Below are 23,079 nucleotides of genomic sequence, written 5' to 3'. Positions count from 1 at the left end.
AAAGGACTGAGTCCTGTGCAATACAGAACTCAGTCCTTGTTATAAAATAAACCGTCCAACATTTGGGGGTCAGTTCATTCTAAGTGTTTAGAGTGGGGTTTTCGATTATGAGACAAGGGGTGTTATTGCAGCTTTTACTCTTGACTGGGCTCGGTCGCATCGTCTATCGGGTTGATAGGCCCTTGCATTAATTCAGGTTCATCATCGACTTTGTCTTTTTCGCTAATAATATCATCGCCGTTGCTAGCTAATAAGTCGCGATAGTTGACTTGAGTTTTGAGTACTAATTGTTCTTCCTCAACGTCACCATAATTGACTTGAACTTTGTGCAGGGCGCTCATTATTTTCTTATTATTTTTTAGCCAGCGATGAATATCCAAATAGATAATCTCGTCTTTGGCACGAGCAATATTGATATAGGTCAGAATGAAGCCTAAAGGGTCCTTTTTTAGCACACTATGATAAAACCAGATAAGCATTTTGATACCTTGACGCTTGATAAAAGAGTCACAGCGCAGGTTGAGTACATCGGTATAAGTCTGCTGACCAAAAACGAAGCGTTGGACATTACGATCAAGCTGCACGTGCACTAGGCTGAAGTTACTGGCGACCTCCGCGTAGATACCGGCGACATCGACAGTACAGAACAGACGAAACCAGTTATCATGCAGCTCCACTCGTAGCTCTAAGATCGCTTTAACATTATCGGTGACAAATTTCTGTAGAGCGTCATTGACGTACTTTTGGGCGACTGGTAGTGGAATTTCATCCTCTAGTTTGTCAGAGGTTTTGTCATATAGTTTTTTTATCGTAGCAGTCAGGCTATCCCAGCCCTCGTTAAAAGACTGGTTAAAACGCTCTCCTATAGCATCAGCGAAATCATAAAAGTCATCAAAGTTGCTAGAATCAGTCAAACTTAATATCCTTGTAATTATCATTATAAAACAGGCGACAAAACGGGCTATAAAATAGCAGATAAAAGCCAGTATATAGCAAAAGTGTTAGGCAAAAAACGCATGCGCGTTCATTTTAGCAAATAACACCAACAAGCGTTTTTAAAACTATATATTATCAGTCATTGTCGTCCGGCTCGACATAAACGAAAACTAAACTTGCGTTAGATCAGCAATAAACATTTGCTTGACGCTCGTGTTATCATAGCCCAGTCATTTTTATACCTTTATCCAGTCATCAGATTTATTGATTTCAGCTGAGAGCTGCCGTGGCGCATATTAAAGATTCACAAAGTTATCATTTCTCAAGCCAAGCGCCTACTCGCAGCTTTAGTATGCCGGTAGCGATTATCATTGCGCTTGGCGTGCATGTGCTGCTTATTTTTGGCATTAGCTTCTCGATGGGCAGTCATCCTGCCGCTATGATACAAGATGTGGCAAAAGCACTGAGTGATAATATGCAGCCAAACGAAGAGGCCTACTATATCGCTAATGCTTCGCAAATAGGCGGCGGCACTGTGGCTGAGCAGATTCGGCAAGAAAGCGCGCAAACCAGTCCACTCTCAGCTGAGCAAATCAGTGAAACCCAAGATGTTATCAATTTGCAGCAGCAAGTGCGACAACAACAATATCAAGAAAGCTACTTGCGCACCACTTTAAGCTGGCGGCAAGCGAGTGACGATACCGATAATGACGAACAGCAAGCAAAAGACGATAGCAGAGCGCAAGAGGCGCGCTTGCGTAAACAGATCGCCACGCTAGAGGCGCAGTTATCTCAGCGTCAGCAAGTCTATGCGACAAAATCCAAAGTAGTCACTCTCGATAGCAACTCTACCACTCGCGGCGCGGCGGCAGATTATATAGAGACTTTTCGCGATCATGTCGAGCGCGTGGGTAATTTGCATTATCCAAGACAGGCGAGAGTACAAGGCATCACCGGTGAGGTGCGCTTGATGGTCATTATCAGTAATGATGGTAATATCAAAGCCATCCGTTTGCTTGAAAGCTCAAATTCTAACATTTTGGATGAAGCGGCGAAGCAATCTGTGCGTCAAGCGGCGCCTTTTGGGAAGTTCACCGAAGATATGAGTGATATCGTTGAGCTCAGACTCATTCGTACTTATCGTTATAGTGATAAAATCGAAGTCACTTACTAAGAGTCCTTATTATCAATATTCATCGACAAAATTATAAAGAGCAGGATCATTATGGAATTTTTAGGATTTACTATTGACGTTGCGACATTGACGAGTAGTGCCATCGCCTTAGTGTTTAAAGTGGCGTTCGCACTACTCATTTTTATTATCGGCCGCTGGCTTGCCAAAAAACTAGTTACCTTTAGCAATCGCCTTATGGTACGTGGTCGTTTAGAGGTAGCAGCCGCCAATTTTTTGAGCCGACTGTTATACGGCGTATTATTGGTCATTATCACTTTAGCGGCGTTAAACCAAGTCGGTGTCCATACGACTTCTGTCGTTGCGATTTTAGGGGGCGCTGCCGTTGCTATTGGCTTAGCCTTAAAAGATCAATTGTCTAATTTTGCTGCAGGTATTATCATCGTCACTTTTAAACCCTTTATTAAAGGGGATTATGTACAGATTAGTGGCTATACCGGTACGGTGGCGGAGATTACATTAGTCAATACTCATATGACCACGATTAACAACCATGACATTATTATTCCCAATAGTGATATCACTACCTCAGCGGTTACGAACTATACGGCGCTACCTAATCGCCGCGTTGATATCACTATCGGGGTGGGCTATGATGCCAACATCAAAACCGCTAAAGATCTGATCTTAAGATTAGCTAAAGAAAACCCAGTTGCCTTCAATGATCCTGAGCCTATCGTACGAGTGACCAACTTAGGCGACAACTCAGTGGATCTCACGCTAAACGTCTGGACGACGAATGCTGATTGGTGGGCGATGCAGTGCGATCTACTTGAGCAGTTCAAAGAAGTATTTGACAACGAAAAAATCGATATTCCGTTCCCGCAGCGCAGCGTACATATTAAGGGGCTTGATCAGATGATGAATAATATGGATCAATCGCAAAAGCTGCCAATGGATGAAAAATCATAAAGAGTGCTTATCTGGGTTAAAAGTTAAGACAAATAGGGATTAGGCAAATTAAGACGAGCTAAGATAGCAATCTCAAATTGCTCCATCTCGTCTTGCTCCGCTTGTCCCAGCTCGTGATCGAAGCCTAGTAAATGCAAAACGCCATGAATGATTAAGTGGCTAATGTGCTGCGCTAGGCTTTTATTTTGCTCGCTTGCTTCACGCACGAGCACCTCATGACAGATGATCAGCTCGCCTAACGGCAAGTTCGGCATCAAATCAATGACGCTAACAGGCAGCTCGCTTGGATAAGATAAAATATTGGTGGCATAATCCTTACCGCGCGCCTCTAGATTCAATGCTTTTCCTTCCACCATATCAGTAATATAGATATCTAAGGCTTTAGCTTTGCTTTGCCACAAGGCTGCATCGATATCTGCAAAGTAGGGTAGGCTCAAACCGTCTTCAGTGCGCTCATCGATATAAGCCAAAGTCGCTGACAGCACATGGTGCAGCGCTTCTTCGTTATAGAACTCATCGATTAGATTATTGTTAATACTATCATTGGCGCTGATGTCTATTTCATTGCGATGCGTCATTTCCTAACCTTATTTTTAGATTGCCTAAGTATTTTTAAGCATAAAAAACCAGATTACTAATAATCTGGTTGCAGTACTGTTGCGTCTGTTCTTATAACTAAGAGTTTAATCGGACCATCAAAGCTTAGAGGCTGCGTTAGCAACTGCCTGTTTACGTTCTTGCTCCGCTAAGCGCTGTTGCTTACGCTTTTCATCAATGATTAATTGTTCCCCATCGAAGATATCATAAGCCTCAACGATTTTTTGTACCAGATGGTGACGGACCACATCTTTTGAGTCAAATTTAGTGATATGAATCTCTTCTATGCCGCTCAATATATCCAAGGCTTGCGTCAGACCTGATTTAGTACCACGCGGCAGATCAACTTGCGAGATGTCGCCCGTGATAACGGCGCGTGAGCCAAAGCCTAAGCGGGTCAAAAACATCTTCATTTGCTCAGGAGTGGTGTTTTGCGCTTCATCTAAGATCACAAAGGAGTTATTGAGCGTACGACCCCGCATATAAGCTAATGGCGCCACTTCAATGATTTGTCGCTCAATCATTTTTCCCACTTTTTCAAAGCCGAGCATCTCGTAGAGTGCATCATACAATGGGCGCAAGTAAGGGTCGATTTTTTGGGCGAGATCCCCTGGGAGAAAGCCTAGCTTTTCACCAGCCTCAACCGCCGGACGCACCAGCAAGATACGCTCAATCTCATTACGCTCTATCATATCGACCGCGCACGCTACCGCCAGATAAGTCTTACCGGTACCTGCAGGGCCGATACCGAAGGAGACATCAGAGGTCAAGACGTTTTTGACGTAGCGCTGCTGATTGCCACCGCGCGGTATGATTTTGCCTTTGCGAGTGCGCAGACTAATAGGCGTAAACTCGTCACTTGCGTCTAAATCATCGTCATTTTCGCTATTATTAGCGTTGGTATCGTCTGTGTTCTTTTGGTCATAAGCCATATCTTCATCACGAGACAGACTGGCTTGAATAATAAGGTGCAGCTCTTCGGCGCTGATGTCTTTTGAGTTTTGCGCTTCGTCAACTAGCTTATATATAATGCGCTCACCGCGCTCGACACCTGTGATATCGCCGCTAATACAAAAGTCAGTTTTGCGCTGGCTAATCTTGATATCGAGGCGATCTTGAATATATTTGAGATGTTTATTGTATTCACCTAGTACGGTTTTTAGTTGAGCTTGGGTCAAAAATTCAAATTTTATATTGCGGCTAATGGATTCAGTCAAGCGATTATCCTTGTAATAAATGCCCTTCATTTAGTGAGCAAAAAATAATGTAATAAGTTAAGAGATATCCTTTATTATGGTTGATAATATTTTAAATTCAAGCCTTTAGCGCTATTGGTGGCAACTGTTTTGTATGTCGATTGCAACGATCCGAAGGAAGAGTTGACAGCACTTAGGTGCGAATAAAAGTATTGAGTTAGCTGGGTCTATAAGTCACTTGATAGCGTAACTGACAGTCGCGCTAAGTAGCGTTAAGCTCACAGAATTTATGATAATCTGTGGTAACCTATTAGCTATCTAATTCGCTTACTAATGCTTGTAAGCTTGCTTCTTTAGTATTGAGCTGCAAGCAAAAACTCAGTTAAAAATAATCATAAAACTGAGGCTTTATTTTGAGTCAGTTTGAAATATTTTAGTTTTATAATAGGAATAATGATGCAAAAACCTGAACAACATAGCGCGAAGCTTAATATCGACCCTAACACCGTTACCGATCAACAAGTACTTATCGCCGGTGGCGGTCATGTCGGCTTATCTTTTGCCTTACTATTAGCGCATCATGGCATCGCGAGTACCTTACTTGAGAAAAACAGCTATCCTGAGATTGGTCCCGAAGACGATGCCAAGCGTAGTCATTATCTAGACAGTCGTAACACCGCTTTGTCACGGCGAACGGTACAGATCTACCAAGAGATAGGGCTATGGTCGGAGCTACAAAGCCATGCTTGCCGGATTGATGCGGTACAAATCAGCGAGCAAGGTAGCTTTGGGCGCGCGCAGCTCGACAAGGCAGAGGAAAAGGTCGAATCCTTCGGGCAAGTGATGGAAAATGCTTGGCTCGGCCGTAAGCTATTATTGGCGGCGCAGGATGAGCCACTGATTACCTTAATCGATAATGCTGATGTGGTGGCGGTTGAACAGCAAGCGGATGGCGTTACTGTGACCTTTAACTATTATGATGGCACTGAGGATGAGCAGCAGTTGCAAGGCAGCGTGTTGGTCGCTTGTGATGGGCGCGATTCGACGGTGCGTCAGCTTTTAGGGGTAAGCACAACTGATTATGACTATGGGCAAACCGCTATCGTCGGTGTGGTCGAAACCTCTATGCCGCACAATCATGTGGCGATTGAGCGCTTTAGCCCCGCCGGACCCTTAGCTGTCTTACCACTGACTGATCCTGAAGGCGATGGTAATGATGAGTATCAAAAAGGCTACCGCCGTTCGGTGGTTTGGGTCTGTGCTAAGGGTGAAGAGCAGCAATATTTAAAGGACGACGCGCACTTTTTGGCGACGCTCCAGCAGGCGTTTGGCGAGCGCGCGGGCAGCTTTATCAAAGCCGGTCGTCGCGGCGCTTATCCGTTAACACGAGTGCTCGCTGACCAGCAAGTTAAAGGCCGCTGCGTGATTATGGGCAATGCCGCGCATACGCTACATCCGGTGGCAGGTCAGGGGTTTAACCTCTGTATGCGCGACGCTCATGTACTCGCACAAATGCTAAGTGAGCAAGTGCACCAAGGCGCGGATATCGGTGATAAGCAGATGTTAAAACGCTATGAAAAATCGCGCCAAAGCGATCAAAAACGGGTCATTCGCTTCTGTGATGCGGTGGTGCATGGCTTCACCCATCCCAATCCAGCGATTAAGCTGGCACGCAACGTGGCCTTATTGGCTTTTGATAAGCTGCCTAATATCAAACCATTAGTCGCTACTTATGCGATGGGGCTTAAGTCTTAATTTGTTTTACGCGAAGTATGAATAGCTATTAACCTAGGAAGTATTTATGAAAAACAACCATAGCTTAATCATCGGCGGCGGTATCGTCGGCGCGACTTTAGCCTTGAAACTAGCACAAGCGAAAAGGCCGGTAACTTTAATTGATGCGACCCCTGAGCGTGATGATAAGTCTTGGACAGAGGCATTAAGCCGGCGCGATGCGCGGGTCTATGCGCTGAGTCTTGCCAGTATTGATCTGCTTAAAGAAGTCGGCGCTTGGCAAAACATTCAAGCTAGTGGCCGTAAAGCGGATTACTCGCAAATGCAGGTTTGGCAGCTCAACGGCTTAGGCGAGCTGTTATTTGGCGATAATGATAATAATGATGATGAAAGCAAGGCTAAGCCCGCCGCTATGCTAGGCAGTATGGTCGAGCCTTTAGTTATCGAACATGCACTTTGGCAGCGTCTAAATGATGACGATGTTAGCGATTATCTAACCGTTATCAAAGGCCAAAAAGTAGTCAATATGGACTGGCTAGGGGCGCAATCAGGGTATAAAGTCTCTCTTGAGAGTGGCGAGAGTATTAGTGCAAATTTATTAGTGGGCGCTGACGGTCGCGGCTCGTTTGTGCGTAAGCATGCCGCTATTGAGCTTGATACTTTGGACTATCAGCAAACAGCCATTTGCTGCGCGATTCAAACCTCCATGCCCCATCTTGCTACTGCACGGCAAGCGATGCTACCGACAGGTACGCTGGCATTATTGCCATTAGCGGATATCACTGAGGAAGATAAAGCCAATTCACAACATTGGCAGTCGGTAGTTTGGACACTACCACGCAATCAAGCGTTAGCCCTTTTGGAAGAGAAGCCAAGTTACATTGCCGAGCAATTAGCTGCCGCGAGCAATTATGAGCTTGGTGCAATCAACAAAATCGAATCTATCGCCAGTTTCCCGCTTGCTGCGCAGCAAGCCAAAAGTTATATCGCTGATAATTTAGTCTTGATAGGCGATGCCGCGCATGGCGTGCATCCATTAGCAGGTCAGGGTCTTAATTTAGGCATGCTCGATGTTAAGGCGCTGTTTGAGCAACTAGAGTACGACTATAAGCGTAGCGGTAACACTCTTTGGGGCAGTGCGCAAACCCTACGCACTTATGAGCGCTTGCGTCGTCCGCATAATAGCCTGATGATGCATAGCTTTTCGCTGCTGAATTGGCTATTTGCTGGAGAGTTGGCACAAACTCGTCCTATTCAGCAGCTGCGTAGCGAAGGCATGTACCGCGTCAGTAAGATTAAACCTTTGATGCGCTTGTTTGCAATGCAGGCAAGTGGGGTTTAGGATGAATAGCTCAAGGACAAGGTAGGCTATGAGAATTAAGCTACTGAATACAGTGACGGTTTTAGTAAGCGCTTTAGTATTAACAGGCTGTCAAACTGCTACCACTGTGCCGTCTAACGATATATCTCAATACGAGAATATCGTTACTTTGATACCAGATATTCCTGATTCAGATGCTGACGGTGTCCTTGATGATATAGATGAGTGTCCAGCTACCCCATTGAATATAAAAATAGACGAAAGGGGCTGTCCTTTTACCGGTATGGGGATAGGTTTAAAAATGGAGTACCGAGCTTTTTTTGCTAAGGGTAGTAGTGAGCTATCAGCAGAGCATCAGCTTGAGCTTGATAAAGTCGCAGCAAGGCTTAAAGAGTATGAGACCGCAACTATGCGTATTGAGGGACATGCTTCAATAGATGAAGTAGACAAAACCTCAGACGCAGGATTGCGCCCCAACTCTCTAGCAAGAAATAGGGCACTTATCGTCAAAAACTATCTCATAATGCAGCATCAAATTAATCCTAATCGTCTAAGCACCTTTAGTTATGGTGCTGAACGGCCTATAGTCTCTTCTGATACCGAAGAAGGTAAGTCTATGAACCGCCGAGTTTATGGGCTAGCTCAAGAACCTATAGATTAAGCATTCTATAACCCATCAAGCAACTCATATAAAAATTAATAGGTTGAGTTTTAAGTAAATTTGCTATCGATCTTAGCCACTAGCTGAATTAGCGACTATTAAATCTTCACTTACCCCAATGCCGAAAACACTACCATCAGTACTGGAGAGACAATATTAATCAAAAAACCAAAGCTAATGGCTAATGGCACGACCTTTAAGCCGCCAGATTGCTGAATAATCGGTAAAGTAAAGTCGAGACTCGTCGCGCCGCCGAGACCCACCGACGCTGAGGGGTATTTACGCATAAAGACCGGTATAAATATCAGCGCAAAAAACTCTCTTATCAAGTCATTAAATAGCGCCACACTGCCCCAAATAGCACCATAAGCATCGGTCATGACGATAGCGGATAGTGAATACCAGCCAAAGCCTGAGGCCAGTGCTAAGCCTTTGGTCCATGATACTTCACTAAACAGTAAAGCAAAGAGTAAACCGCCAACCAACACCGAAAAAGTGAAAATAACACTCATCTCCACGCCGCGCTTATTAAGTAGCACTTCTTTCAAAGTAATGCCTGAACCTTTAAGACCAATACCGACTAATAAAATCAAGATCATCAGCAAGATAGTCATGGTGTTTTCTGGTGGCAGATAGCCTGCTGGCAAGAGGTAGCCGATGATCATACCTAGCATGACGCAAAAAACTTGCGCTAGACTACCCCGAATACTGACCCGATGCTCTTTGGATTTGGCGACTGGTTTTTTGGCTTGCCAAGGTTTTAGGTGATCGAATAGCATTAGGCTAAACAGCCCCGTACCTATGGTCAATATCGACAATATAGTGACATACAGCGCAATCTCACCTATTTGACTCCCTAATCCTTCTACCTGTGATAGCTCGATACCAATTAAGGTTAAGATAAGAAAGACTAGATAAGACAAACCTTTATCGGCGAAGATCGTCATCTTTGGATTAGAAGGAATGGCAAAGCCAATGAACATCGGCATTAACACTAAGACAAGGGTGATTAGGCTTTGCATAGGACAGGCTCGAAATAGCAGGTACTGTTAGACATTCACAACGTTTTTACAAGCCGGCAATTGTACCATAACAAGCAATAAGTTTAGCGGATAAAAACGGCTGTAGTGGCGAGATGTCCATCAGCTTACCAAGTGTTTGAGACCGTAAGATATACAAAACTGTCCAACTTCAATAAATCATAAACGAAAAAAAACATAGGAAGCCAAAGCACTCCTCAGTTAATAGTCGTGGGTGGTACTAGTGGCATAGGTCTAGCTTTGCCCTTGCAGTACAGAATCATTGGCTGGCAGGTGAGTGTGGTCGGCCATAGTGATACCAAGATTGCTAAGCCTATTTACCCGAGTAGCCAATAAGCCACAGTGAATATCGGTACGCCAATCAACAAACTATCGATACGATCTAACACCCCGCCATGTCCTGATAGCATCGTGCCGGTATCTTTTACCCCATGTTGGCGCTTAAAAGCGGACTCTAATAAGTCGCCTGCGATACCACTAACGGCAAGACCATAAGCGCTGAGCAGGCAAATCCACCAGGCAAATGGTGTCAACCAAACTCCTAAAAGACTGGCTAATAATGCTGCTAATAGGCTGCCAAAAAAAGCCCCTTCGATGCTTTTATTCGGACTAATCCTAGGAGCAAGTCCTCGCTTAAACAGTCGGCCTTTAAACAGTTTGCTACATAAATATTGGGCGATGTCATTGAATTGACTGGCAAACAATACGAATAATAGCACCCCATATTGACTGCGGTGCCAAGTCAGCTGCTGTAAAAACACTAAGCTGACAATGAGCAAAATAAAAGCACCACTAAAGAGCCCGTCTAGTAGATTGAGATAGATATAAGGCTGGGTGTTGTTGCCAGCCAGAGGGTCATTAGTAGCATTAGAGCTAGAAGTGCTATTAGAAAATGTGCTGCTTGAGTCTTCTGCTATCAGCTGTTTTTGAGAGATGGGTAACGCTAGAGCATTGGGCTGTAGACCGCGGGCTTGTAGCTTACTAATCAGCCGAGATTTGCTCTCAGAGCGCCATAGACGGCTGATCTCATAGCTACCACGTAAGCCAATAAGCACAAAAAAGCCCACTAACAGCCACTGATAAGGATAATTGCTATCGAAGCGATGAGTACTACTGTCTATCTTGGCAATAAGGTAGCAGCTACACAATGCGGTAAGCATCAACCACCAAGAGCGCGTAATGAGGTAAATCGTAGGCAAACGAGCACGTAGCTTCGGTATCGCTAATAGAGCCCAAACCGAGCTGACGGTAAGCATAAGTAAGATAACAAATAGCGTATCAGTGCTCATTGGTGACTCACTCTGTAAGATATTGTATCTTTAACTTACTATACTAGATAAGGCCACGATTAAATAGGGGCAAGCGTCACTAAGGACTCATTAAAACCACTATCAGCAAGCATTGACTCAGAAGCGTTTGTATTTATACAATAATGGGTGGTTTGATGAATAATAAATTTATCATTGATATGTGGCTGAATAACGCTAACCAAAGGCTTAGCGGCCAAAGTAGGATAGTCTTGACGATAATGACCGCCGCGGCTCTCGTGACGCTGGAGGGCGGATTGCACAATTAAGATTGCCAGTTGTAATTGGCGGATAAGCCTGAAGTGGGATAAATTTTCAGAAGTTATTTCTGTAGCTGCTAAGCAGTGACTCAGATCACCTCGACTTTGTGAGTGATTGGTAACGCTTACGCTAAGTGCTTTAAGCGCTTGCTGCCACTGTTGTAATTGCGATAACGCTTGCTGCAGGGACTTAGCATGACGCACGATTCCCATATCGGTGGTCATGAGCGTCTTTAATGAGGCGGCTATAGCAACCGCATTAATATCGGTAACCGCACTCGCAGACTGATGAAAAAGAGTATCCTCTGAGATCTTGATAGGTTGGATGTTTGCGACAGTAGGCGTAGACCAGATATGATCAATCAAATAGTTTGGCAGGTGTTTAGCGACTTTACGGCCAACGACGATACATTCTAATAATGAGTTGCTAGCTAAGCGATTGGCTCCGTGCAGACCGGTATATGCCACTTCACCGGCAGCGTATAACCCTGGTATATCGCTCAGACCTTGATCGCAGGTGACGATACCACCGCAGCTATAATGGGCCGTTGGCGCGACGGGGATAGGGTCAGTAGTGATATCTATCCCTAACGCTAGCAGCGTTTGATAAATCTGCGGAAAGTGCTCACGCAAAAATGGCGCAGGCAAGTGACTGACCTCTAAGTGCACGTAGCCTAAGCCATTATTACTGATTTGCTCGGCAATAGCGCGGGCGACGATATCTCGCGGGGCTAATTCAGCACGCTCATCAACCTCTAGCATAAAGCGTTGGCCTGTTATTGGGCAATACAAACGACCGCCTTCACCGCGCAGCGCTTCAGATATTAAGAAGCTCGACTCACTCAAAGCAAGACCCGTCGGATGAAACTGCACAAATTCTAAATTGGCCAATCGGCAACCGGCTTGCCACGCCATCATCACGCCATCACCGACGCAAATATCAGGAGCGCTAGCACGAGCGAAGAGTTGACCGAGGCCGCCGCTAGCCATGACTACCGCTTTACTATAAATGGTCCGTTGGCACTGGCTGTTATGGTCAAAAACGATAGCACCTTGGCAGCGATTATCTTCTTTATCCGTTAATAAGTGTAGCGCTTCATGAAAAGGCAGAATAGTGATGTTGCTAGCAGCGTGTGTTTGAGTAGTCAAAGTTTCCATAATATGGCGACCCGTTGCATCGTCTGCATGCGCCACCCGCCGGCAACCATGCCCCCCTTCTTGGGTTAAATGCAAATCATCAGTCGTCAAATTGGGCTGTAGACGAGAGGCCGCATTGGCACTATGGCTATTGTCAGCCACTAGCGTAAAAGGCACGCCTTGCTCGCATAACCATTGCACTGCCTGTTTTCCGGCTTTTAGAATACTCGCGGTACTATCTGCCGCGCACAGTCCAGCACCGGCGATTAAGGTGTCTTTGATATGGTCATCAAAGCTATCATCTTTGGCTAAGCTCGCAGCGATACCACCTTGGGCATAGTGGCTGGAGCAAGTCTCAAGTGCCGCCTTACTTAAGACAGTGATGCTTAGCGATTTTGGTAGCGCCAGTGCCGTACTAAGTCCTGCTAAACCAGCACCGATAATGAGCACCTCAGTATGGATAAACTCCTTAGAGGCATAACCTTTTGCTAAATCAAGCGGCTTGCGGTTAGCTGCTACGCTCATATTAGGCGGCTCCCACATTATTAAATAGCGCACGGTCTTTGATAAGGTCACCGCTAGCAGTAACGCGCTGTTTTCTAGCCGAGGCAAAATCTAGCATCCGCTGTAAAGGTTTGCTAGCCGCAGCCGCTAATTCCTCTGACAGCGTCACTTCGCCGCTATTGTTAAGCAGGCATTGTTCTATGCCTAGCAGACCATTCATCGCCATCCAAGGACAAAACGCACAGCTCTTACAACTGGCGCTTTCACCGGCGGTCGGCGCGGCTAAGAAACGCTTATTAGGCGAGCGCTTTTGCATCTCATGCAAGATACCTAGATCGGTTGCGACGATGAAAGTATCAGCGTCCAGCTCATAAGTCGACTGCAACAGCTTACTGGTTGAGCCGACGACGTCAGCGAGCGCAACCACGCTATCAGGGGATTCAGGATGGACTAAGACTTTTGCTTCAGGATATTCTTGCTTAAGCTGAGTCAGTTCAGTCGCTTTAAATTCGTTGTGTACGAGGCATGAACCTTGCCAAAGCAGCATATCAGCGCCTGTTTCTTGCGCTATGTACTTACCTAGATGGCGGTCTGGTCCCCAGATAATCTTTTCGCCGTTAGCATGCAAATGACGAATGATATCGATGCCGACAGAGGAGGTCACTACCCAATCAGCACGCGCTTTGACCGCGGCGCTGGTATTAGCATAGACCACTACGGTACGATCAGGATGCGCGTCACAAAAGGCGGAGAATTCATCGACAGGGCAGCCCAAATCAAGCGAACATTCGGCTTCTAGGTCTGGCATTAGTACCGTTTTTTCCATACTCAAAATCTTGGCAGACTCGCCCATAAAGCGGACGCCTGCGACGATGAGAGTCTGGGCGCTATGCGCTTGACCGAAGCGTGCCATCTCTAGAGAGTCACCAACGCAGCCACCAGTGGCTAATGCCAGATCTTGGATAAAGGGATCGACGTAATAATGCGCCACTAATACCGCATTGTGCTCAAGCAAGAGCTGTCTGATGTTAGCTTCGACTTGTAGTCGCTCGGAGCGCGGCAAATCAGCAGGTAGTTTTGCTTTGGCGTAGTCGATATTGGTTTGTATCGCAATACGCTTGTCAGCGCTTAATACTGGCGCGTCGTAGGGATAAGTTTTCATAAGGGTGAGCCTTATTATAAAAAATTTGATCAATAAAAGAAGTAGAATGGAGTAGCTGGTCATCTCAGGGAGGGTTGTTTTATATTATGCTCATTTTGAGCATAAATACAAGTATTTTTTATAGTGTAATTTTGCATGGTTGTTTTGAAGCCTTTTAGATAAGGGCTTATTTAGCGAGCTAGAATTACAACCTGAGACTAGGATAGTCAGCAAATCGCGTTATACTGCTATAAGTTGATAATTTGTTCACATTAGAATTTGCATCAGTACTAAATGGAAGCTATAAACGAAGTTTGTTAAAGGGTAAAAATATAAAATTATGACGTTGTCCTATTCACATGCGCATAAGGAAGGTAGTGGTACTACTGAGGTCGTGGCAGTACTGATAACTATCGCTGATAACAACGCGCAAGTCCTCACTGTCGATCAAGGTAAGCTGTTACCTAACGGACCTTTGATGCCGCTGCATCGCTCGCTACAAGCCGGCGTGCGGCAATGGGTAGAGGAACAAACGCAGCAGCCGCTAGGATATTTAGAGCAGCTTTATACCTTCGTCGATACCAATAGGCGTAATAAAGATGGTCATGCTTTAGTCTATGTCAGCTATCTAGGTTTAGTACAGGAGCGGCAAGCCAAGCAGGAACAGAGCCAAGCAAGCTGGCAAGACTGGTACGATTATTTTCCGTGGGAGAATCACTTAGCAGGTACGCCAGAGATTATTATTAATCTGATTCTACCGGCGTTATGTAAGTGGGCAGATAGTGCAGAGGACGAAGCAATCCGGCAGAGAAGGCACCAGCGTATCGGTCTATGTTGGGGCGTACGTCAGACCGACGAGAACCATAACAACAAAACAAAAACTAGCGACGCTGATACAAGCGACTGGGTAGCAGAGCATGTGCTGCTACGTTATGAGATGCTCTATGAAGCCGACTTAGTACCAGAAGCGCCGAATTATCAGCCAAATAAGCTCGCTGCCAACTGGACACAACAGATAGGCTTACCAATGTATTATGACCATCGCCGAGTCATTGCTACTGCCATCTCAAGGCTCCGTGCCAAGATAGAATATCGCCCGCTCATCTTTGGTCTGATGCCAGATAGCTTTACGTTATCGCACTTACAGCAAAGCGTTGAAGCACTATCGGGTATGCGTCTACATAAACAGAATTTTCGGCGCTTACTAGAGTCGCAAAACCTTGTCATGCCTACAGGAGAGAGCAGCAGCGCTCAGCGTGGTCGTCCAGCGAAGCTGTATCGGTTTTGCCACGATATAGAACTGCAAAGTTTGCTTATGGATAGCAAACTACCTAAACGCAAGTGATTCTATTTATTTTATAGTGGAACGGCTATACCTCGGACGCAATCTTTATCGTCTATGATTTTGACGCTTTTATTTATCGTATGATTTTTGGCTCAAAAATTTTTTGTTGAAAATAAAAGCGCATTACGCTATATTTATGCTCATTTTGAGTTTAAGTGCTTATCGCTTATTTTAAGCGTTTAGGTTTTTAGATTCTTAGCAAGTATAGGATAGAGCAAACGATGAATAATCACTTAGAGCCTGCGCTGGATAAAGTACTGCTTGAGCCGTTAGTGCAAGCAGCATTGGTAGAAGATTTAGGTCGGCGCGGCGATGTCACCTCGCAAGCGACGATTCCCGCTGATAAGCAAGCAAAGCTACAGATTCGGGCGCGGCAATCAGGGGTGATCTGCGGCATAGACGTAGCAAGATTGTCGTTCGCTGCGGTGGATAAGCAGATAGAGTTTGTCGCTCAAGTTCATGATGGCGAGCGCGTCGCCGCCGATACCGTATTAGCTACAGTCACTGGCAATGCGCGTCATTTGTTAACCGCGGAGCGTACGGCTTTAAATTTCTTAACTCATCTGAGTGGGATTGCTAGCGCTACTCAGCAAATCGTCGATAGCATCGCTGCGTATCCGGCGCAAATCACTTGTACGCGTAAGACTATTCCTGGGCTACGCACGCTACAAAAGTATGCGGTACGCTGCGGCGGTGGGCGCAATCATCGTTTAGGCTTAGACGATGCTATTTTAATTAAAGATAATCATATTGCTATAGCTGGCGATATTCAAACAGCTATCAAGCAAGCGCAAGACTTTGCTGGGCATTTGATACCGATCGAGGTGGAGGTCGATACCTTAGAGCAGTTGCAGCTGGCATTAGATGCGGGTGTCAGCTTAGTGCTACTCGATAATATGAGTCCTGATACGTTGAGCGAAGCAGTGGCTATGTGCCAAGGCCGCGCTAAGACCGAAGCCTCTGGCGGCATCACTCCTGAGACCGTGCAAGCGGCGGCGAAGACGGGAGTTGATTTTATCGCTATGGGCTATTTGACCCATAGCACGACCGCGCTAGATATCGGTTTAGATTTTAGCGCTTAAGCGACTAGCGATGCCTTAATTAATATCTTAAAATGAAACACTTAAAGGCAGTTAGTGATTTAATTTGCTTCTCTTGTCATGCTATAATAGCACCATTGAAAAAACACGGGGTCATCGCTGCAATCGCACGATGGCCTTATCTTTTGCCCGATGTTTATCCAAAACAAGCGAGCGCGCCGTGAATACTGAAATTATCAAAATTATCTTAGCTTTTTTGGTGCTGATTAATCCTTTTAGCGCCTTGACCTTGTTTTTAGATTTGACTCGCGGTTATTCGATGATTAATCGCCGCAAAGTCGCGCGCATCGCTTGTTTGACTGTTGTTATTACCATTAGCTTTTTTACCTTAGTGGGCGAGACGCTACTAAAAGCTTTGGGTATCTCTATCGGCTCGTTTCAGCTAGCGGGGGGTATTTTGGTATTCTTGATTGCCCTCAATATGATGAACGGCGAGGGTAATCCGGTTAAGCCCGATCAAGAGAATTTCGATGTTGATCATGTGCAGGGTGCGCCGCCGACGACAGCTGCGGCAGTGGTGCCACTAGCCATTCCGATGATGATTGGGCCTGGCGGTATCTCAACCGTTATCATCTACTCATCGCAAGTTTCTGGAATTCTGCAAATATCCGCTATCCTCATAGCCGGCGTGTTGATCAGTATTTTTTGTTATTTAGCATTAATGGCAGCAGGTCGGATTAGTCGCTTATTAGGTGATACCGGACTTAATATTATGAGCCGGATTATGGGTATGCTATTGGCGGCCGTTTCAATTGAAATCATCGTCAATGCTTTACGCAGCCTATTTCCTGTTCTATTGTGATTGTTTTATCGACTCGTTTATCGATGCACTTACCTGTTCAAAAGACCCTACGCTTAATGCCTAAGTGCTTTTGCCATAAAATAATATCCTGCCCTAAGCCCATCAGCAAGTGAGTTCTTTGTAACGCTTGCTGGGGTCTGCTATAACTGCTCTAAGCCTCTGATTTATTACCAAATAAGCCCTCCTAAAACGCCAATTCTGAAAATATGTTATAGTAGTGCTCCACTATTATCAGCAGGAGTAAATCTTGAGTAAGAAAAAAATTGCTATATTAGGTGCAGGTCCAAGCGGTTTGGCACAGTTACGTGCCTTTGAAGCGGCGCGTTTAGCAGGCGCTAAGGATCTTCCAGAAATTGTATGTTATGAAAAACAAAACGCTATTGGTGGCATGTGGAACTATAACTGGCGTACTGGTCTAGATAGAAACGGTGAACCCGTTCACGGCAGTATGTACCGCTACTTATGGTCTAATGGCCCCAAAGAATGCTTAGAGTTTGCCGATTATTCGTTTGAAGAGCACTTTGGTGAACCTATCCCGTCATACCCACCGCGCGAAGTCCTAAAAGACTACATCATGGGGCGTATCGATAAGCAAAATATCCAAAAATACATCCGTTTTGAATGCCCGGTACGATGGGTCACCTTTGATGATGAAACAAAGTTATTTACTGTGACGGTAATGAATCACAAGACCGGCGAGCAAGAAGTCGGCGAGTTTGATTATGTGGTGGTCGCGACCGGTCATTTCTCCACCCCGAATATGCCTTATTTTGAAGGACTAGAAGCCTTCCCAGGCCGCGTGTTGCACGCCCATGATTTCCGTGACGCGCTAGAGTTTAAAGATGAAGACATCTTACTCATCGGTAGTAGCTATTCTGCCGAAGATATCGGCACTCAGTGCTATAAATACGGCACTAAATCAGTCACTATCAGCTATCGCACCCAAGCGCTTGGTTATGACTGGCCTGAAGGTATTAGCGAGAGACCACTAGTGACGCATTTCGAAGACGATGTCGCGCATTTCGCTGATGGTACTAGCAAGCGCTTTGACGCTATTATTATGTGTACCGGCTACTTGTTCCATTTCCCGTTCTTGCCAGATGAATTGCGTCTGCAGACGCATAACTGCTTGTATCCTGCCAACCTTTACAAAGGTGTTTTTTGGCAGCCAAACCCGCAGCTTATCTATTTAGGTATGCAAGATCAGTACTTCACCTTTAATATGTTTGACGCGCAAGCTTGGTACGCACGTGATGTGATTATAGGCGATATCGAATTGCCAGATCTTGAGAGCCGTCAAGCGGACGAAGAGAAATGGCTCGCGACTTATGCTAAGTCAGTGACAGTCGATGATTCGATTGACTTTCAGGCTGCTTATATTCGTGATCTAAATAATGCGACCGACTATCCTGAATTTGCAGTCGAAAAGCAAGCCGATATCTTGAAGCAATGGCAGAAGGATAAAGCGGAAGATATCATGAGATTCAGAGAAAAAGCTTACCGCTCAACGCTTACAGGTACGCTAGCACCAGAGCTACCAGAGCCATGGTTAGATATCACTGATGATACGTTAGAGCACTTTTTGAACTTGAGCTTTATTCAGTCCAAAAAGCATAAAAAAGCCTCTTAGTTATAGTTAGAAATAAAGCTAGAGCTAAAGAATTCTATTCATGGAATTGAATGAGCTTCTCATTAGCTATTGATTAAATCATGCGAGAACCAAACATACTGATATAGTGTGTTTGGTTTTTTTATGGACGATTATATTGGCTATAAAAAAAAGCACTTTATTAAAAATATTAACTGTTATACAAATGCCACGCTAGATAAAGCATCAATAGTCCTACTAATGCATCGAGTATATTCCATGCCTTAGGTTTGGCAAATAATGGCCGTAGTAACCGTGCGCCATAGCCTAAAGCAAAAAAGAACACAAAAGAGGCGCTGACGGCTCCAAAGGCAAAGGTCAGTTTGCTACTAGCGCCGGTTGAAACCATGCCCACTAGCACCAAAGTATCTAAGTAGACATGCGGATTGAGCCAAGTAAAGCCGATGCAGAGTAACAGTGCTTTTTTTAGGCTGCCTACTGCTTGTCCTTCTGCGCTCAACGCATGCGACAAGCGTACGCTGGCATAGAGGCTTTGCAAGCCGTACCCTAACAAGAATACTACGCCTGCGATCTTGGCAATAGTCACCACTTGCGGGAAACGAGCAGTCACGGCGCCAAAGCCTGCGACACCCGCTGAAATAAGCAGCGCATCGCTGACGGCACAAAACAGGCAAATAAGAAACACGTGCTCGCGTTTAAGACCTTGTTTTAGGACAAAAGCATTCTGTGAACCGATGGCAATAATCAGTGATAGTCCAAGAAAAAAACCAGAAAAATAATCAGCAATATTCATAAGGGGCGGCTTACTGGTTCATCTATAAGTAGTGACGTTTGCTTACTGGAAGATGCGAAAAAAGCTGTTAAGATAAGCTATTCAATAGTCGAATGCAATAGCGCAGATAGGCGTTGAGCAAGCAGGCATGAGCGATTAGGGAAAAGTAAGTTATGGTGATAAGTTTGGCAAGAATGTTACAGTCCTTTGGACAGGAGCAAGACGATCTGCCAACTTCGGCTGCCAAAAATGCGCAACAAAAGGCGGATCGTATAAAGGCTCAGGACCATAACCAAGATGATAGGCAAAGTCATAAAATGACTGATGATACCAATGCTGATGTTAATGCTAATAATTCACAGCCGGCTGCAGTATCAGCACTTACTGAGCCTAAACGTGCTGAGCGTATTTGCTCCGCGTTAGCACAAGTCAGTGATATTGGCACGCCGACGCCGCTGACAGATCGCTATTTGGCTAACCGTGCCCAGTGGCGCTCTCCCAATCGACCTCCTTTTGACCCTGATACGCTATGGTATCTCAAACATGGACGCTGCCCGATTATGACCGAACTTGTCGATGTGGTTGATGAGGCCACCCTAAACGCTATGCCTATCGAAGCGGTTGCTATCTTAGATCGCATTAATGGTAAGCTCAAGCGCTACCGCGACTGGAGTGATGAGCTAAATGAAGAGCAACAGCAGCAGCATAATGAGCGCCAGTTTGTTATTGATAAGCTCGTCAATGAGAGCATTCCTGAGGCGCTGCGTCATTATGAGCAACTACTGCGCTTTAGTCCGCATCGAACTAGAAATAATATGGTACAAGGTAATATGACTGCAGGCGATATGCTGACCGATCTGTTTTTGGAGATTGATTATGAACTTGATGAGCTGCTTGATGAGTTGCATCAGACGGTACTCAATCGCTTGGCATCGACTCATCGTTATGTCAAAAGTCGTACGCAAAGCTAACCTATGTCCACTGACTAACGTGATAAGCAAAATATAGCTATTTTCTCCACCCTTTATAAGGATACTGGCATGACCCAAGTGACCGCCATGTTTGTGATGTTCATCCTCTACGGCGTACTACCAGCGGCAGGATTGTATCTGGGCTATCGCGGTATCAAAAAAGTAACGGCGCCGAAGATGCTTGAATATAAGGCGATGCCGCAGCTGGGTTATATTCCCGAAAAAAGCTTACCGATCGAGGTCAAAACGTTGCTCGCTGAGATTAATCAAAAAGGGGAGAAGCTACGAGTCATCTACGGCGATACCAATAATGATGGCAAAATTGACGACACTGATACGGTGACCGAAACTTACATCATGATTCAAAACTTGATGGACAAGCATATTCCGCAAGCAGTAGCGGACTACCGCCGTCTCCATGACTTAGAGGGGGCGCGGGCGGATACCACTAAGATAAGACACTCTGAGGTTACGGGTAAAGAGGCGTTATTAGAAGTGCTAGGTACGGTAAACCGTCAGTTTGATGATTTACTCGATGCTTCTTATCATCAGGACGGGCAAAAATTACTAGTAACCAACCGCTACTTGCAGCAGCGTTTTGATACTCCTGCTACTAGAAATGATAGCGTTAAAGCCCCAGATATAGTCATAAATGAGCAAGCGCTAAGCGATAAAAGCGAATCACAAGTTTAGTCGTTATGATTGAGTTTTATTTATCGAGTTTTTAGCGCTAAAGATAGCTTTATTGCCAGGCATGGTTTGCAAAAGTAGCGGCAAAGACTAGTAAGAACATAGAAGGTTAAATGACATGAGTGTACTGATAGGTGTAGGTATTGCGACTACTGTCGGCGTCATTTATATCGGAAGAAAAAGTTGGCATGCTCTGCATAAAGCAGTCGGTATCACCCCTGGAGTATTGGTTTATCAAGATCCTAACCAAGCATTAGCGCCGAAAGATATGCGCTGGCGTCAGCTTACTTTGAACCCACAGCATTTGGCATCACTAACGCAAAGACAGCTGCAGCAGTTGCGACGCATTGATAATAGGGTAGCGGTATATAGCGACTATCAGCAGAGCTTAGCACAGCAAAACATCACTGCGACTATGACTGAGCAACAGTTTGTACTGCATAAACTACTGCACACACGCTTGCCAGAGATGTTAGCAAGTTACTATCACTTGGTTAAGAATGATACAAATTATGATAATACTATAACCAGTAATCATTCTAAAAGTAATCAACAAGACGAAGCTCAGCAGTTACTGCAAGCAATGCTAGATAATATTGAGGCAAAACTGGAGTCATTACTCGAGCAAATGGAAAACCATCATCTGCAAGATCTGCGCATAATGAAGCAATATATGGATAGTCAAAGTTAAGTTTTTTAATGGTTCGTAAGCTAAAATTGCAACCTACAAAAACATAAAAAATGGCCACTGATAGATACTATCAGTGGCCATTTTTTATAATTAATTCTGGTTTAAGGAGTTTAGTTTAACGGTTGCTATTACGGTTACGACCTTTACTAGCAGGACTGCCGCTACGCTTAGGTTTAGCGTTATTATCACTACGTTCAACTTTGCGATTGTCACTACGCCGCGCTTTTAGCGGTTTATTCTTAATACGCTCTTGCTTCTCTTTGGCTGCGCCGTGCAGGCCGGTGCCATGGCGTGGACGCATAGCAACTAAATCAGTCAAAGTGTTGATGTCTTTTTTGTCTAATTCAATATGGCGACCTGTACGCAGCTCTTTGGGCAGATTGATAGAGCCGTAGCGCGTACGTAATAGGCGGCTGACTTTTAGGCCTTGTGACTCAAATAAGCGGCGTACCTCACGATTACGGCCTTCTTTGAGTTTGACGTGATACCACTTATTCACACCTTCACCGCCGCCTTCTTTAATATCTTCAAACTGGGCCATACCATCTTCTAGCATCACGCCAGAGGTCAGCGTACGAGCAATCTCAGGAGTCACTTCGCCCAACACTCGTACCGCATATTCACGAGTAATCTCGTTAGAAGGATGCATCAAGCGATGCGCCATCTCCCCATCGTTAGTGAATAGTAGTAGACCAGTCGAGTTAATATCCAAACGGCCGACCATCACCCAGCGGTCATGAGTGAGCTTAGGTAAGCGCTCAAACACAGTTGGACGACCTTCTGGATCATTAGCAGAGCAGATCTCGCCTTCAGGCTTGTAGTAAGCAATAACGCGGCGGCGCTTTTCATTCTCGCTTGTATATTTGATCTGACGACCATCAACGCGAATCTCGTCGCCTGGGCTGACGCGATCGCCAATAGTGGCCGGACCATTATTGACCGTGACGCGGCCAGATTTAATCACCTCTTCCATCTGCCGGCGTGAGCCAAGACCCATACGAGCGAGGGCTTTTTGGAGTTTTTCATCTTTCATAACGATATCCTTGAATCGGTTAAGTGTTTACATTTCTCAATGTAAGTTATTGATTGGCCTATTCTACGCTATTTGAGCTTTATATACACCTCATAGCTTGTGTAAGTAATAAATAACTTTTGTTGCTA

At 45.1% G+C, this 23,079-nt stretch carries 22 protein-coding genes; 13 read left to right on the top strand and 9 right to left on the bottom strand.

The window, feature by feature from the left end:
• Window positions 1-134: 134 nt before the first annotated feature.
• Window positions 135-938 carry a hypothetical protein gene (locus ACS8FD_RS08805; RefSeq protein ID WP_439275468.1) on the bottom strand — a complete coding sequence of 268 codons (804 nt, stop codon included), beginning with the start codon at window positions 936-938 and terminating at the stop codon, window positions 135-137.
• Window positions 939-1,222: 284 nt separating this feature from the next.
• Here ACS8FD_RS08805 and ACS8FD_RS08800 point away from each other — a divergent pair, with 284 nt between their 5' ends.
• Complete coding sequence (locus ACS8FD_RS08800) at window positions 1,223-2,110, top strand: energy transducer TonB (protein WP_439275467.1); 888 nt, start codon at window positions 1,223-1,225, stop codon at window positions 2,108-2,110.
• 51 nt (window positions 2,111-2,161) lie between these two features.
• The gene (locus tag ACS8FD_RS08795; protein WP_439275466.1) at window positions 2,162-3,040 is read left to right on the top strand and encodes a mechanosensitive ion channel family protein; all 879 of its coding nucleotides are present in this window, start codon (window positions 2,162-2,164) and stop codon (window positions 3,038-3,040) included.
• Between the two features lie 23 nt (window positions 3,041-3,063).
• On the opposite strand, the gene ybeY is transcribed toward ACS8FD_RS08795, so the two are convergent.
• A complete protein-coding gene (gene ybeY / locus ACS8FD_RS08790) occupies window positions 3,064-3,618 on the bottom strand; it encodes an rRNA maturation RNase YbeY (protein ID WP_439275465.1) in 555 nt (184 codons plus the stop codon).
• Window positions 3,619-3,735: 117 nt separating this feature from the next.
• Entirely contained in the window at window positions 3,736-4,854 is a 1,119-nt protein-coding gene (locus ACS8FD_RS08785) for a PhoH family protein (protein WP_439275464.1), read from the bottom strand.
• 435 nt (window positions 4,855-5,289) lie between these two features.
• On the opposite strand from ACS8FD_RS08785, the gene ACS8FD_RS08780 reads away from it, so the two are divergent.
• Genes ACS8FD_RS08780 through ACS8FD_RS08770 form a run of 3 tightly spaced genes read left to right on the top strand, consistent with a single transcriptional unit; the run spans window position 5,290 to window position 8,549 of the window.
• On the top strand, window positions 5,290-6,588 hold the full coding sequence (locus ACS8FD_RS08780; protein WP_439275463.1) for a UbiH/UbiF/VisC/COQ6 family ubiquinone biosynthesis hydroxylase: 1,299 nt from the start codon (window positions 5,290-5,292) through the stop codon (window positions 6,586-6,588).
• Window positions 6,589-6,634: 46 nt separating this feature from the next.
• A complete protein-coding gene (locus tag ACS8FD_RS08775) occupies window positions 6,635-7,909 on the top strand; it encodes an FAD-dependent monooxygenase (protein WP_439275462.1) in 1,275 nt (424 codons plus the stop codon).
• A 28-nt stretch (window positions 7,910-7,937) separates the two neighbouring features.
• Window positions 7,938-8,549 carry an OmpA family protein gene (locus tag ACS8FD_RS08770; protein ID WP_439275461.1) on the top strand — a complete coding sequence of 204 codons (612 nt, stop codon included), beginning with the start codon at window positions 7,938-7,940 and terminating at the stop codon, window positions 8,547-8,549.
• A 110-nt stretch (window positions 8,550-8,659) separates the two neighbouring features.
• On the opposite strand, the gene ACS8FD_RS08765 is transcribed toward ACS8FD_RS08770, so the two are convergent.
• A complete protein-coding gene (locus ACS8FD_RS08765; RefSeq protein ID WP_439275460.1) occupies window positions 8,660-9,571 on the bottom strand; it encodes a LysO family transporter in 912 nt (303 codons plus the stop codon).
• Window positions 9,572-9,799: 228 nt separating this feature from the next.
• Between ACS8FD_RS08765 and ACS8FD_RS08760 the strand changes: the two genes are divergently transcribed.
• Window positions 9,800-9,925 carry a hypothetical protein gene (locus tag ACS8FD_RS08760; RefSeq protein WP_439275459.1) on the top strand — a complete coding sequence of 42 codons (126 nt, stop codon included), beginning with the start codon at window positions 9,800-9,802 and terminating at the stop codon, window positions 9,923-9,925.
• Here the strand turns inward: ACS8FD_RS08760 and ACS8FD_RS08755 are convergent.
• From ACS8FD_RS08755 to nadA, 3 genes are read right to left on the bottom strand one after another with little or no spacing between them, the layout of a single operon-like run.
• Entirely contained in the window at window positions 9,907-10,878 is a 972-nt protein-coding gene (locus tag ACS8FD_RS08755; protein WP_439275458.1) for a phosphatidate cytidylyltransferase, read from the bottom strand. The two genes, ACS8FD_RS08760 and ACS8FD_RS08755, sit on opposite strands and share 19 nt — an antisense overlap.
• A gap of 59 nt (window positions 10,879-10,937) precedes the next feature.
• Entirely contained in the window at window positions 10,938-12,818 is a 1,881-nt protein-coding gene (gene nadB, locus ACS8FD_RS08750; protein ID WP_439275457.1) for an L-aspartate oxidase, read from the bottom strand.
• Between the two features lies 1 nt (window position 12,819).
• Window positions 12,820-13,959, bottom strand: coding sequence for a quinolinate synthase NadA (gene nadA / locus ACS8FD_RS08745; protein WP_439275456.1), 1,140 nt, complete (start codon window positions 13,957-13,959; stop codon window positions 12,820-12,822).
• A gap of 319 nt (window positions 13,960-14,278) precedes the next feature.
• On the opposite strand from nadA, the gene ACS8FD_RS08740 reads away from it, so the two are divergent.
• The 4 genes from ACS8FD_RS08740 (at window position 14,279) to ACS8FD_RS08725 (ending at window position 18,815) form a co-directional block, all read left to right on the top strand.
• Window positions 14,279-15,283: an NUDIX hydrolase gene (locus ACS8FD_RS08740; protein WP_439275455.1), complete on the top strand. Its 1,005-nt coding sequence runs from the start codon at window positions 14,279-14,281 to the stop codon at window positions 15,281-15,283.
• Window positions 15,284-15,504: 221 nt separating this feature from the next.
• Window positions 15,505-16,365, top strand: coding sequence for a carboxylating nicotinate-nucleotide diphosphorylase (gene nadC / locus ACS8FD_RS08735; RefSeq protein ID WP_439275454.1), 861 nt, complete (start codon window positions 15,505-15,507; stop codon window positions 16,363-16,365).
• Between the two features lie 178 nt (window positions 16,366-16,543).
• Window positions 16,544-17,185, top strand: a complete 642-nt coding sequence (locus tag ACS8FD_RS08730) for a MarC family protein (RefSeq protein ID WP_439275453.1) — start codon at window positions 16,544-16,546, stop codon at window positions 17,183-17,185.
• A 247-nt stretch (window positions 17,186-17,432) separates the two neighbouring features.
• On the top strand, window positions 17,433-18,815 hold the full coding sequence (locus ACS8FD_RS08725; RefSeq protein WP_439275452.1) for an NAD(P)-binding domain-containing protein: 1,383 nt from the start codon (window positions 17,433-17,435) through the stop codon (window positions 18,813-18,815).
• Window positions 18,816-18,984: 169 nt separating this feature from the next.
• Here the strand turns inward: ACS8FD_RS08725 and ACS8FD_RS08720 are convergent, their stop codons facing one another.
• Complete coding sequence (locus tag ACS8FD_RS08720; RefSeq protein ID WP_439275451.1) at window positions 18,985-19,587, bottom strand: LysE/ArgO family amino acid transporter; 603 nt, start codon at window positions 19,585-19,587, stop codon at window positions 18,985-18,987.
• Window positions 19,588-19,760: 173 nt separating this feature from the next.
• Here ACS8FD_RS08720 and ACS8FD_RS08715 point away from each other — a divergent pair, with 173 nt between their 5' ends.
• The 3 genes from ACS8FD_RS08715 (at window position 19,761) to ACS8FD_RS08705 (ending at window position 21,918) form a co-directional block, all read left to right on the top strand.
• On the top strand, window positions 19,761-20,537 hold the full coding sequence (locus tag ACS8FD_RS08715; protein ID WP_439275471.1) for a hypothetical protein: 777 nt from the start codon (window positions 19,761-19,763) through the stop codon (window positions 20,535-20,537).
• A gap of 69 nt (window positions 20,538-20,606) precedes the next feature.
• Window positions 20,607-21,230: a hypothetical protein gene (locus ACS8FD_RS08710; protein WP_439275450.1), complete on the top strand. Its 624-nt coding sequence runs from the start codon at window positions 20,607-20,609 to the stop codon at window positions 21,228-21,230.
• Between the two features lie 115 nt (window positions 21,231-21,345).
• Window positions 21,346-21,918, top strand: a complete 573-nt coding sequence (locus ACS8FD_RS08705) for a hypothetical protein (protein WP_439275449.1) — start codon at window positions 21,346-21,348, stop codon at window positions 21,916-21,918.
• 115 nt (window positions 21,919-22,033) lie between these two features.
• Here ACS8FD_RS08705 and rluB read toward each other — a convergent pair whose 3' ends face one another.
• Window positions 22,034-22,951, bottom strand: a complete 918-nt coding sequence (rluB, locus tag ACS8FD_RS08700) for a 23S rRNA pseudouridine(2605) synthase RluB (protein WP_439275448.1) — start codon at window positions 22,949-22,951, stop codon at window positions 22,034-22,036.
• Between the last annotated feature and the right edge of the window lie 128 nt (window positions 22,952-23,079).

The sequence above is a fragment of the Psychrobacter sp. 1U2 genome (assembly GCF_051847575.1).
Note: the sequence above shows the minus strand (reverse complement) of the source record. Positions and strands in the feature narration are given on the sequence as shown.

What these genes read in the sequence shown, in the direction of transcription:
- ACS8FD_RS08710 (WP_439275450.1), top strand. Translation starts at nt 20,607, where the DNA reads ATGACCCAAGTGACCGCCATGTTTGTGATGTTCATCCTCTACGGCGTA.
- ACS8FD_RS08765 (WP_439275460.1), bottom strand. Translation starts at nt 9,571, where the DNA reads ATGCAAAGCCTAATCACCCTTGTCTTAGTGTTAATGCCGATGTTCATT.
- ACS8FD_RS08740 (WP_439275455.1), top strand. Translation starts at nt 14,279, where the DNA reads ATGACGTTGTCCTATTCACATGCGCATAAGGAAGGTAGTGGTACTACT.
- ACS8FD_RS08795 (WP_439275466.1), top strand. Translation starts at nt 2,162, where the DNA reads ATGGAATTTTTAGGATTTACTATTGACGTTGCGACATTGACGAGTAGT.
- nadC (WP_439275454.1), top strand. Translation starts at nt 15,505, where the DNA reads ATGAATAATCACTTAGAGCCTGCGCTGGATAAAGTACTGCTTGAGCCG.
- ACS8FD_RS08805 (WP_439275468.1), bottom strand. Translation starts at nt 938, where the DNA reads ATGATAATTACAAGGATATTAAGTTTGACTGATTCTAGCAACTTTGAT.
- nadA (WP_439275456.1), bottom strand. Translation starts at nt 13,959, where the DNA reads ATGAAAACTTATCCCTACGACGCGCCAGTATTAAGCGCTGACAAGCGT.
- nadB (WP_439275457.1), bottom strand. Translation starts at nt 12,818, where the DNA reads ATGAGCGTAGCAGCTAACCGCAAGCCGCTTGATTTAGCAAAAGGTTAT.
- ACS8FD_RS08780 (WP_439275463.1), top strand. Translation starts at nt 5,290, where the DNA reads ATGCAAAAACCTGAACAACATAGCGCGAAGCTTAATATCGACCCTAAC.
- ACS8FD_RS08705 (WP_439275449.1), top strand. Translation starts at nt 21,346, where the DNA reads ATGAGTGTACTGATAGGTGTAGGTATTGCGACTACTGTCGGCGTCATT.
- ybeY (WP_439275465.1), bottom strand. Translation starts at nt 3,618, where the DNA reads ATGACGCATCGCAATGAAATAGACATCAGCGCCAATGATAGTATTAAC.
- ACS8FD_RS08770 (WP_439275461.1), top strand. Translation starts at nt 7,938, where the DNA reads ATGAGAATTAAGCTACTGAATACAGTGACGGTTTTAGTAAGCGCTTTA.
- ACS8FD_RS08775 (WP_439275462.1), top strand. Translation starts at nt 6,635, where the DNA reads ATGAAAAACAACCATAGCTTAATCATCGGCGGCGGTATCGTCGGCGCG.
- ACS8FD_RS08720 (WP_439275451.1), bottom strand. Translation starts at nt 19,587, where the DNA reads ATGAATATTGCTGATTATTTTTCTGGTTTTTTTCTTGGACTATCACTG.
- ACS8FD_RS08755 (WP_439275458.1), bottom strand. Translation starts at nt 10,878, where the DNA reads ATGAGCACTGATACGCTATTTGTTATCTTACTTATGCTTACCGTCAGC.
- ACS8FD_RS08715 (WP_439275471.1), top strand. Translation starts at nt 19,761, where the DNA reads ATGTTACAGTCCTTTGGACAGGAGCAAGACGATCTGCCAACTTCGGCT.
- rluB (WP_439275448.1), bottom strand. Translation starts at nt 22,951, where the DNA reads ATGAAAGATGAAAAACTCCAAAAAGCCCTCGCTCGTATGGGTCTTGGC.